Raw genomic sequence first — 10,195 nt, 5'->3', positions numbered from 1 at the left:
GGTGGCGCGGCAGGCGTCGGGCGGGCGAACGGTGGGCGAACGGCAGGAGGCGGTCCGGCGCCGTGCTGCCCTGCGCCGGCCGTCCCGGCAGGCGTCCCGGCGACCGTGGCTGCGTCGTCATGTGCCCACCCTGGCAGGCCGCGGGCCACCGCGGGTATCAGGACGTCCCCCCGGTTTCCCCGGGGTTGCCCCGAGAATCCCCTGAACTGGCCCGACGCTCCTTCGCGGCCCGGTGCCGCGCCGCTACGCTCCCCGTGTGCCGACCCCCTCCCCCGCCGCAGCGCCCCCGGGCGCGCCCACCGACGCGCCCGGCGCCCGGCCGTCGCTGCCGCGCCGCGCCCCGCGCCCGGACGTCACCGACCTGACGCTGCGCGGCGCCCGCACGCGGCTGCACGCCTACGGCCCCGGGCGGGCGGCGACCACGCTGGTGGCGCTGCACGGGTTCCGCGGGGACCACCACGGCCTCGAGCCCGTCGTCGCGGACCTGCTGGGGGCCGCGGACGTCCGCGTGCTCGTGCCGGACCTGCCCGGCTTCGGCGCCTCGGCGCCGCTGCCCGCCGGCCGGCACGACGTCGCCGGGTACGCCGCGTGGGCCGACGAGCTGCTGGACGCGGTCGCGCCGCGCGACGCGGTGCTGCTCGGCCACTCCTTCGGGTCCGTCGTGGCCGCCGCCGCGGCGGCGCGGCGGCCGCTCCGCGGGCTGGTGCTGGTCAACCCCATCGCCGCCACCGCCCTCGCGGGCCGGCCCGGCGCTGCGGCCGTGACGGACGCCTTCCACCGCCTCGCCGGCGCGCTGCCCGAGCGGGCCGGGACCGCGCTGCTGCGGCTGCCCGTGGTGACCCGCCTGGCCTCCGTGGCCATGGTGCGCACCCGCGACCGCGCGCTGCGCCGCTGGATCCACGCCGAGCACGGCCGCCGCTTCGCCGGGTTCGCGGACCGCCGCGCGCTGCTGGAGGCGTACGCCGCGTCGTCGGGCAGCGACGTGCGCCCGCACGCGCCGGCGGTCGCGGCGCCCACGCTGCTGGTGGCCGCCGAGCTCGACGACCTCGCCCCCGTCGCCGCGCAGCACGCCCTGGCCGGGCTCTTCGCCGACGCCCGCCTCGTCGTCGTGCCGGGCACCGGCCACCTCGCGCACTACGAGACGCCCGCCGCGGTGGCCGCCGCGGTGGCGGACTTCCTGCGGCCCCTCGAAGGGCCCGGGCGGTGACCGGCGCGGCCACGGACGGGGCGCCCGGCACGCCGCGGGTCCTGGTCGACTGCCGCTACGTGCGCACGGGCCGGCACGACGGCATCAGCCGGTACACGGCCGGCCTCGTCGCCGAGCTGGCCCGCCTGCACCCGGTCGAGCTGCTGGTCAGCGACGAGCGGCAGCTCGCCCACCTGCCGGACCTGCCCTGGCACCGCGTCTCGGGCCCCACCAGCTGGCGCGAGCCGTTCGTCGCCCGCCAGGTGCGCAGGCTGCGGCCCGACGTCGTGTTCAGCCCGATGCAGACGATGGGCTCCTGGGGCCGCGACTACGGCCTGGTGCTCACCCTGCACGACCTCATCTACTACCGGCACCCCGCCCCGCCCGCCGACCTGCCGGCCCCCGTGCGGCTGCTGTGGCGGGCGTTCCACCTCGCGTGGTGGCCGCAGCGGCTGCTGCTGGACCGGGCCGACGCCGTCGTCACCGTCTCGGCCACGACGCGCGAGCTGATCGCCGCCCACCGCCTGACCCGCCGCCCGGTGACCGTGGTGACCAACGCGGCCGACCCGGCGTTCGCCGCGCCGGCGTCGCCCACGGCCGCGGAACCGGGCGGGACCGGGCGCACCCGGGCCCTGGTGTACATGGGCTCGTTCATGCCGTACAAGAACGTGGCCACCCTCGCCCGCGCGATGGCGCGGCTGCCCCGGCACGAGCTGCACCTCATGAGCCGGGTCGCGCCCGCCGAGCGCGCACGGCTCACCGCGCTGGCCGGGCCCGGGCGCCTGGTGTTCCACGACGGCGCGGACGACGCGACCTACCGCCGGGTGCTGGGGTCGGCGACCGCCCTGGTGTCCGCCTCGCGCGACGAGGGCTTCGGCATCCCGCTCGTGGAGGCCATGACGCTGGGCGTGCCCGTGGTGGTCAGCGACATCCCGGTGTTCCGCGAGGTGGCGGGCGCGGCCGGGGCGTACGTGGCCCCGGACGACGCCGACGGGTTCGTGCGCGCCGTGCGGGCCCTGGACGACGACGCGGCGTGGGCCGGGCGCTCGGCGCAGGCGCGCCGGGAGGCAGAGCGCTTCGACTGGGCCGCCTCGGCGCGGGTGCTGCTCGCCGAGCTCCTGCGGGTGGCCGCCGGGCGGACGGAGCGCCCCGGCGGACGTCAGCCCGCGGCGCCGAGGTAGCGCAGCACGGCCAGCACCCGCCGGTGGTCGGCGGCGTCCGGCGGCAGCCGCAGCTTGGTGAAGATCGCCGCGACGTTCTTCTCCACGGCGCCGTAGGACAGGAACAGCGCCTCGGCGATCGCCCCGTTCGACCGGCCCTGCGCCATGAGGTCGAGCACCTGCCGCTCGCGCGGCGTGAGCGTGTCGAGGCCGTCGTCGCGCGAGCGCGACGCGTTCAGCAGCTGGCCGACGACCTCGGGGTCGAGCACGGTCTCCCCCGCGGCGACCCGGCCGAGCGCGGCGACGAACTCCCCGACGTCGGCGACCCGGTCCTTGAGCAGGTAGCCGACGCCGCGGGCGTCGCCGGCCAGCAGGCGCGACGCGTAGCGCGTCTCCACCCACTGGCTGAACAGCAGCACCGGCAGGCCGGGGTGGTCCGCGCGCAGCGCGAGCACCGCGCGCAGCCCCTCGTCGGTGTGCGACGGCGGCATGCGCACGTCGGCCACCACGACGTCGGGCAGGGCGCCGGCCGCCGCGAGGGTGCGCACCTGCGCGACGAGCGCGTCGCCGTCGCCGACCGCGGCCCCGACGTCGTGGCCGCGGCGGCCGAGGAGGGCGGCGAGCCCGTCGCGCAGGATCGCCGAGTCCTCGGCGAGCACGACGCGCAGGCCGGTCACTGCCGGGTACGGGTCGGGAGCGTCACGGTGACCACCGTAGGGCCACCCGCCGGGCTGACCAGGTCGAGCGTGCCGTCGACGCTGCGGACGCGCTCGACGAGGCCGGCCAGCCCCGTGCGCCGCCCGGCGCCGTCGGGGCCGCTGACCACGGCGCCGCCGCGGCCGTCGTCGCGCACCCGCAGCACCAGCGCGGCGTCGCGCCGCGCGGCGAGCACGGACGCCCCGGTGGCGCCGGAGTGCTTGGCCGCGTTCGTCAGCAGCTCGGCCACGGTGAAGTAGGCGATCGCCTCGACCGCGGGCGACAGGTCGTCGTCCCCGAGCCCGGCGGTGTCCACCGCGACCGGCAGGGGCGCGCGGGCGGCGAGCGTCTCGAGCGCGACGGCGAGCCCGCTGTCGAGGGCGGGCGGGTGGATGCCGCGGGCGATCTCGCGCAGCTCGGTCAGCGCCTCCTTGGTGGAGGTGTGCGCCGTGCCCAGCAGCTCGGCCGCGAGCGCCGGGTCACCGCCGCCGGCGAGCTGCTCGCGCGCCTCGCCCAGCTGCATCGCCACGGCCACCAGCCGGGCCTGCGTGCCGTCGTGCAGGTCGCGCTCGATGCGGCGCAGGCGGGCCTCGGCGCCCTCGACGGCGCCGGCGCGCGAGGCGTGCAGCTCGGCGACCCGCAGGCTGGCCCGCGTGGGGCCGAGCAGCGTGCGGGTCAGCACGCGGAAGAGCTGGGCGAACAGGTGGGTGACCCACGGCCATGCCAGGAGCACCAGCACGCCGGCCGCCGCGAGCGCCGCCTGCCGGGGCGGGGTGTCGACGAACCAGTCGGTGCCGAGCTGCGCGCCGCGGTGCAGGGTGCCGTCCGCCGCCTGCTGCAGCGGCAGCCAGCGCGACCAGGCCCAGTGGGTCGTGGCGCCCAGGCCGGTGGCCAGCAGGGTGGTGCTGACGACGAAGGCGACGAGCGTGAGCGGGAAGGTGACGCCGAGGAAGAGCAACGCCCGCCAGCCGGCGGCGTCGGCGAGCGGGGCGCCGAGGCTCCGCCAGAAGCCGCGGGGGCGGGCGTACGGCGCGGGAGCGGGCACCGTGGTGCCGAGCAGCGAGGCCGCCATGCCGCGGTAGGTGGCGGCCCAGCCGCGCCCGCCGAGCACCAGGGCGCCGACGAGGAACAGGCCGACGACGGTGACGCCGAGGCCGGCGCCGAGCGAGACGGTCGCCACGGCGTAGGCGAGGCCGAAGGGGGCCAGCAGCAGGGCCAGCCACAGGTAGCCGTACTCGGACCAGGAGCGGCGGTGGAACGGGGCGCGCAGGAAGGGCACGCTCGCGGCGTCGGCGGCGGTGCGGACGCCGGGGGCGGAGGTCACGGGAGCCATGCTCCCAGCCTCCCGGCAGGCGGTGCCCGGGACCATGGTGCCGGCCGGTGCCTGTGCTCGGTACCGGCGGCTCAGTACCGGTAGTGCTCGGGCTTGAACGGGCCCTCGACCGGCACGCCGATGTACGCCGCCTGGTCGGCCGACAGGTCGGTGAGGCGCGCGCCGAGCGCGTCGAGGTGCAGGCGCGCCACCTTCTCGTCGAGCACCTTGGGCAGGCGGTACACCTGGCGGGCGTACTGGCGCTCGCCCTCGGCCCGCGCCGCGTCGACGAACAGCTCGATCTGGGCGATGACCTGGTTGGAGAACGAGTTGCTCATGACGAAGGACGGGTGGCCCGTGGCGTTGCCGAGGTTGAGCAGGCGGCCCTCGCTGAGCACGATGACCGACTTCCCGTCCGGGAAGGTCCACTCGTGCACCTGCGGCTTGATCTCCGTCTTCGTCACGCCCGGGGTCGCGGCGAGGCCGGCCATGTCGATCTCGTTGTCGAAGTGGCCGATGTTGCCGACCACGGCCTTGTCCTTCATCCGCGCGATGTGCTCGGCGCGGATGACGTCCTTGTTGCCCGTGGTGGTGATGAAGAAGTCGGCCTGGTCGAGCACGTCCTCGATGCGCGCCACCTGGAAGCCGTCCATCGCGGCCTGCAGGGCGCAGATGGGGTCGACCTCGGAGACGATCACGCGGGCGCCCTGGCCGCGGAACGCCTCCGCGGCGCCCTTGCCGACGTCGCCGTAGCCGGCGACGAAGGCCACCTTGCCGCCGATGAGGATGTCGGTGGCGCGGTTGATGCCGTCCGGCAGCGAGTGGCGGATGCCGTACTTGTTGTCGAACTTGCTCTTGGTGACCGAGTCGTTGACGTTGATCGCCGGGAAGAGCAGCTCGCCGGACTCGGCCAGCTGGTACAGGCGGTGCACGCCCGTGGTGGTCTCCTCCGTGACGCCCTGGACGGAGGCGGCGACCTCCGTCCAGCGCAGCGGGTCCGCCTCGAGGCCGCGGCGCAGCAGGTCGCGCACCACGTTCATCTCGTCGGTGTGGTCCGGCTCGCCGGGCAGGGTGTTCGGCGGCACGACGCCGGCGCGCTCGTACTGCAGGCCAAGGTGGACCAGCATCGTCGCGTCGCCGCCGTCGTCGAGGATCATGTTCGGGCCGGTGCGGCCGTCGGCGCCGTCCTGCGCGGGCCACACGAGGATCTGCTCGGTGCAGGCCCAGTACTCCTCGAGCGTCTCGCCCTTCCAGGCGAACACGGGCACGCCCTGCGGGTCCTGCGGGGTGCCGTGCGGGCCGACGACGATCGCCGCGGCGGCCTCGTCCTGCGTCGAGAAGATGTTGCAGCTCGCCCAGCGCACCTCGGCGCCGAGCGCGACCAGCGTCTCGATGAGCACCGCGGTCTGGACGGTCATGTGCAGGGAGCCGGCGATGCGGGCGCCGCGCAGCGGCTGCGACTCGCCGTACTCGGCGCGCAGGGCCATGAGGCCCGGCATCTCGTGCTCCGCGAGGCGGATCTGGTGGCGGCCGGCCTCGGCCAGGGCCAGCGAGCGGACCTTGTAGCGGCCCGGGACCTCGTCGAAGCCCGGGGTGCTGGCGGCCGCCCGCTCAGGCGCAGTGGTGGACACGGACATCCTCCGTCGTTCGGTGTGCTGTGACTGCCGTGCGCTGGGGGCTCCCGTCTGCGCTGCGCGTCCAGCCTAGCGCCCGGCGCGACGGGGCTCTCGGTTGGCGACGTTATCGAACCGTGACCTATGGTCGGGAGCGATGACGGCGACCACGGCAGCGACGGGCGAGGCAGCGGCGAGCACGGGAGCGAGCACGGGAGCGGGGACAGGAGCGAGCGCAGGGACGACCACGGGGACGGCCACGGCGGAGGCCGGGGCGACGGCGGACGCCGGCGCCGCTCCCGGCCGCGGGCCCGCGCGCGCGGGCGGCCGCCTGCTGCTGCTCGACGGCCTGCGGTTCGCCGCGGCGGCGGCCGTGGTCCTCTACCACTTCACGGCCACCTCGACGGCGGGCGCGTACTGGCAGCAGCGCCCGGCGGACGTCTTCGGGCCGCTCAACGCGGCGAGCCGGTACGGGTGGCTGGCGGTCGAGCTGTTCTTCGTGCTCAGCGGGTTCGTCATCCTGCTGTCGGCGCAGGGTCGGACCCTGGCGCAGTACACGGGCTCGCGCGTCGGCCGGCTGTTCCCCGCCTACTGGGTGGCCGTGCTGGTGACGGTGCTGCTGCAGCAGGTGTGGTCGGGCGGCCGGCACTCCGACGCGTCCGACACGCTGCTCAACCTCACGATGGCGCCCGACGTCTTCGGCGCCGCGCCGGTCCAGGTGGTGTTCTGGACGCTCCTGGTCGAGCTGAAGTTCTACGTCCTGGTGGGCGTGCTGCTCGCCCTCGGCGGCCTGGGCCGCGGCCGGGTCGTGACGTTCGCGGTGGCCTGGCCGGTGGTCGGGCTCGTCGCGCAGCGGGCCGGCTGGTCCGGCCTCGCCGACGCGCTCGTCGCGTCCTACGCCCCGTACTTCGGCGTGGGCATGCTGCTGTTCCTGCTGCGCCGCTCGGCGGCCCGCCGCGCGGGCTCCCCCGCGACCCGTGCCGCGCGCCGGGCCGGCCTCCGCGCCGACGCCCCCGTGCTGGCCGCGCTCGCGGTCGACGTGGCGCTGAGCCTGTGGCACGTGGCCGACCGCGCGGACCACGCCTCGCAGCTGCAGGGCGTCGCCGTGTCCCCCGCCGTCGCCGCCGCGATCGTCCTGGCCTCGGTCGCGGCCGTGTGGCTCGCCTCCGCGCCGCGCGCCGCGGTGCGCGGGCCGCGCCTGGCCGCCGTGCTGACGGTCGCCGGAGCGCTCACGTACCCGCTGTACCTCGTGCACACCCAGTTCGGCTACGCCGTCATCGACTGGATGGCGCCCCGGGCCGGGGTGTGGCTCACGCTCGCGGCCGCCGTCGCCGTGACGGTCGCGCTGGCCGCCGTCATCCACTACGCCGTCGAGCGGCACGCCATGCGGCCGCTGCGGCGCGGCGTCGAGCGGGCCCTCGCGTCCGTCGCCGCCCGCACCGTGCCGCCCGCCACCACGGCGCCTGCCACCACGGCGGCCGGGCTGCGCTGAGCCCGGCGCCCGGCCCGCGAGCCGTCGCCGCGGTGACTGCCCGGCGGCGGGAGGATGGGCGGTGATGCCCGCACCAGCCGCCCCCGGCCCCCGCCCCCTCTTCCCCCTGCGCAGCGTCGTGCTCGGCGCGTTCGTGCCGTCCTTCGTGTTCGACGTCGGCGTCGGCGCCATGCTGCCCGTGGTGGCCCCGACCGCCACGAGCCTCGGGGCGGGCGTCGCCGTGGCGGGCGTCGTGGCGTCGCTGCTCGCGGTGGGCCAGATCCTCGCCGACCTGCCCGCCGGGGCGCTGGCCGCGCGGCTCGGCGACCGCGCCGCCATGCTCGTCGCCGGCGCGGTGGCGACGGTCGCGTTCGCCGGCGCCGCGCTCGCGCCGCACCTGGCGACGCTCGCCCTGGCGGTGCTCGCCGTGGGCGCCGCGGCCGCCGTGTTCAACCTCGCGCGGCACAGCTACCTCACCGAGGTCACGCCGCCCCTGCAGCGGGCGCGCGTGCTGTCCACCCTCGCCGGCGTGCACCGCATCGGCCAGTTCGTCGGGCCGTTCGCCGGCGCGCTGGCGATCCAGCTCGGCGGCGTGCACGCCGTCTACTGGCTCGGCGCGGCGGCCGCCGTCGCCGCCACGGTCACCGTCGCCGTCGTGCGCGACGACGACGGCACGCCGGTCGGCGCGCGCAGCCGCACCGCCGCCGCGTCGGCGGGCGCCGCGTCCGGCGACCTCGGGCGCCCGACGCTGCGGTCCGTGCTGCGCGACCACCGCCGGCTGTTCACGACCCTCGGCATCGCCTGCCTGCTCGTGGGCGCGGTGCGCGGCGCCCGGCAGACGGTGATCCCGCTGTGGGGCGTGCACCTGGGGCTCGACCCGGCGGTCGCCTCGCTGGTGGTCGGCGTGGCCGGCGGCGTCGACATGCTGCTGTTCTACCCGGCCGGCAAGGTCATGGACCGGTGGGGGCGGCTGTGGATCGGCGTGCCGTCGATGCTGCTCATGGGCGTGGCGCTGGTCTGGCTGCCCTTCACGCACGACGCCGTCACGCTGGGCGCCGCCGCGGTGGTGCTGGGGCTGGGCAACGGCATGGGGTCGGGCGTCCTCATGACGCTGGGGTCCGACGCCTCGCCCGACCGCGGCCGGGCGCAGTTCCTCGGGCTGTGGCGCGTGCTGCAGGACACCGGGATGGCGGTGGGGCCGCTGATCGTCTCCGCCGGCGCCGCGCTGGGCTCGCTGGCGGCGGGCGTCTGGGCGGCCGGGGCGCTGGCGCCCACGGCCGCCGGGGCCCTGCTGCGCTGGGTGCCCCGGTGGACGGTGCACGCCAACCGCACGACCCGCCGGCGCGCGGGGCTCGGCTGAGCACCGCGCCGGCGGGACGCCGCCCGGACCGGCGGGACGCGTGGACCCTGCGGCCGGTCAGCCGCCGAGGAGCGGCGCCGCCGCCTTGACCAGCTCGGTCGCGCCCAGCACCACGAACATCGCGGCGACGAGCCCGAGCACCACGTTGAGCCAGGCGCGGTTGCGCCACCGCCGCGGCACCGTCCTCGAGTTGAGCAGCACCAGCAGCGTGACCGCCAGGAACGGCATGAAGAACGCGCCGAGCACGCCGTACGCCACCACCAGCGCGACGGGGCGGTCGAGCAGCAGCAGGAGCATCGGCGGGAACGTCAGCCACAGCACGTACGCCTTGTAGTAGCGCCCGCCCGCCCCGCGGCGGGGGTCGCCGGCGGGCACGTCCCGCACCGAGGCGACGAAGTCGGCGAACATCAGGGACACGCCGTGCCACACGCCGAGCACGGACGAGAAGGACGACGCGAGGAACCCGACCAGGAACAGGTGGCCGAGGAACGCGCCGTACCGGTCCGTGAGCACGCCGGCGAGCTCCACGAGCCCGCCCTCGCCGTCGGCCAGCGCGACGCCGCTCGAGTACAGCAGCTCGGCGCCGACCACGAGCATCGCGATGACGAAGATGCCGGAGACGACGTACGCCGCGGCGTTGTCGATGCGCATGACGCGCATCCAGCGCGGCGTCGTCCAGCCCTTCTCCGCCAGCCAGTAGCAGTACGCCGCCAGCGTGATGGTGCCGCCGACGCCGCCGGCCAGGCCGAGGGTGTAGACCGCCGCACCGTCCGGGATGCGCGGCACGAGGCCGCCGAGCACCTCGCCGAGGTTCGGCAGCGTGGCGACCGCGGAGCCGACGACGGTGACGAACATGACCCCGACCAGCACCGCCATGAGCTTCTCGAAGAAGCCGTACCGGCCGAACCACACGAGCGCCGCGCCGACGAGGCCGGTGATCATCGCCCACCAGCGCACGTCGAGGCCCGGCAGCAGCGCGTTGAGCGCCAGGCCGGTGCTCGACATCGCGGCGGCGCCGTAGCTCAGGCCCCAGACCACCACGTAGACGCCGAAGTACACGACGGCCCAGCGGCCCACCTGCCGCCACCCCTCGAAGATGGTGCGGCCGGTCGCGAGCGACCAGCGGCCGGCGCCCTCGACGAGCGCGATCTTCACGACGACGCCCAGCACCGCCGCCCACAGCAGCGCGTACCCGAAGCGGGACCCCGCCACGAGGGTGGCGACGAGGTCACCCGCGCCGATGCCCGTCGCGGCCACGACGAGCCCCGGCCCGACGACGCGCCAGCGTGGCCTCTCCTCCGTCACCTGGTGCTGCAGGCCTGCCTCGACACCTTTGTCCACGGTCATGTGCCCGAGGCTACACAGCAGGCCATGACACGCGTCGCCCGGAGCGTTTG

8 protein-coding genes are annotated in these 10,195 nt (G+C 76.6%); 4 read left to right on the top strand and 4 right to left on the bottom strand.

The features are described 5' to 3' along the window. Positions 1-256 precede the first annotated feature (256 nt). The gene (locus tag U5M74_RS15360) at positions 257-1,207 is read left to right on the top strand and encodes an alpha/beta fold hydrolase (protein WP_410909795.1); all 951 of its coding nucleotides are present in this window, start codon (positions 257-259) and stop codon (positions 1,205-1,207) included. After that, positions 1,204-2,367 (top strand): glycosyltransferase family 4 protein, encoded by a 1,164-nt coding sequence (locus U5M74_RS15355; RefSeq protein WP_410909794.1) that lies wholly within the window; start codon positions 1,204-1,206, stop codon positions 2,365-2,367. The genes U5M74_RS15360 and U5M74_RS15355 overlap by 4 nt, the downstream gene beginning before the upstream one ends. Here the strand turns inward: U5M74_RS15355 and U5M74_RS15350 are convergent. From U5M74_RS15350 to ahcY, 3 genes are all read right to left on the bottom strand, one after another. Beyond that, positions 2,346-3,014: a LuxR C-terminal-related transcriptional regulator gene (locus U5M74_RS15350; RefSeq protein WP_410909797.1), complete on the bottom strand. Its 669-nt coding sequence runs from the start codon at positions 3,012-3,014 to the stop codon at positions 2,346-2,348. The genes U5M74_RS15355 and U5M74_RS15350 overlap by 22 nt on opposite strands. Before the next feature lie 5 nt (positions 3,015-3,019). Further along, positions 3,020-4,375 (bottom strand): sensor histidine kinase, encoded by a 1,356-nt coding sequence (locus U5M74_RS15345; protein ID WP_410909793.1) that lies wholly within the window; start codon positions 4,373-4,375, stop codon positions 3,020-3,022. 71 nt (positions 4,376-4,446) lie between these two features. Then, positions 4,447-5,991 carry an adenosylhomocysteinase gene (gene ahcY / locus U5M74_RS15340; protein WP_410909792.1) on the bottom strand — a complete coding sequence of 515 codons (1,545 nt, stop codon included), beginning with the start codon at positions 5,989-5,991 and terminating at the stop codon, positions 4,447-4,449. A 133-nt stretch (positions 5,992-6,124) separates the two neighbouring features. Here ahcY and U5M74_RS15335 point away from each other — a divergent pair, with 133 nt between their 5' ends. Next, entirely contained in the window at positions 6,125-7,459 is a 1,335-nt protein-coding gene (locus U5M74_RS15335) for an acyltransferase family protein (protein WP_410909791.1), read from the top strand. A 64-nt stretch (positions 7,460-7,523) separates the two neighbouring features. After that, positions 7,524-8,798 carry an MFS transporter gene (locus tag U5M74_RS15330; protein WP_410909790.1) on the top strand — a complete coding sequence of 425 codons (1,275 nt, stop codon included), beginning with the start codon at positions 7,524-7,526 and terminating at the stop codon, positions 8,796-8,798. A 57-nt stretch (positions 8,799-8,855) separates the two neighbouring features. Here U5M74_RS15330 and U5M74_RS15325 read toward each other — a convergent pair whose 3' ends face one another. Further along, positions 8,856-10,145, bottom strand: a complete 1,290-nt coding sequence (locus U5M74_RS15325) for an Nramp family divalent metal transporter (protein WP_410909789.1) — start codon at positions 10,143-10,145, stop codon at positions 8,856-8,858. Between the last annotated feature and the right edge of the window lie 50 nt (positions 10,146-10,195).

It is taken from the genome of Puerhibacterium sp. TATVAM-FAB25, from assembly GCF_046535855.1.
GTDB lineage: Bacteria > Actinomycetota > Actinomycetes > Actinomycetales > Cellulomonadaceae > Puerhibacterium > Puerhibacterium variabilis_A.
This window is presented reverse-complemented; position numbering and strand designations above follow the sequence as displayed.

What these genes read in the sequence shown, in the direction of transcription:
- U5M74_RS15345 (WP_410909793.1), bottom strand. Translation starts at nt 4,375, where the DNA reads ATGGCTCCCGTGACCTCCGCCCCCGGCGTCCGCACCGCCGCCGACGCC.
- ahcY (WP_410909792.1), bottom strand. Translation starts at nt 5,991, where the DNA reads ATGTCCGTGTCCACCACTGCGCCTGAGCGGGCGGCCGCCAGCACCCCG.
- U5M74_RS15335 (WP_410909791.1), top strand. Translation starts at nt 6,125, where the DNA reads ATGACGGCGACCACGGCAGCGACGGGCGAGGCAGCGGCGAGCACGGGA.
- U5M74_RS15330 (WP_410909790.1), top strand. Translation starts at nt 7,524, where the DNA reads ATGCCCGCACCAGCCGCCCCCGGCCCCCGCCCCCTCTTCCCCCTGCGC.
- U5M74_RS15325 (WP_410909789.1), bottom strand. Translation starts at nt 10,145, where the DNA reads ATGACCGTGGACAAAGGTGTCGAGGCAGGCCTGCAGCACCAGGTGACG.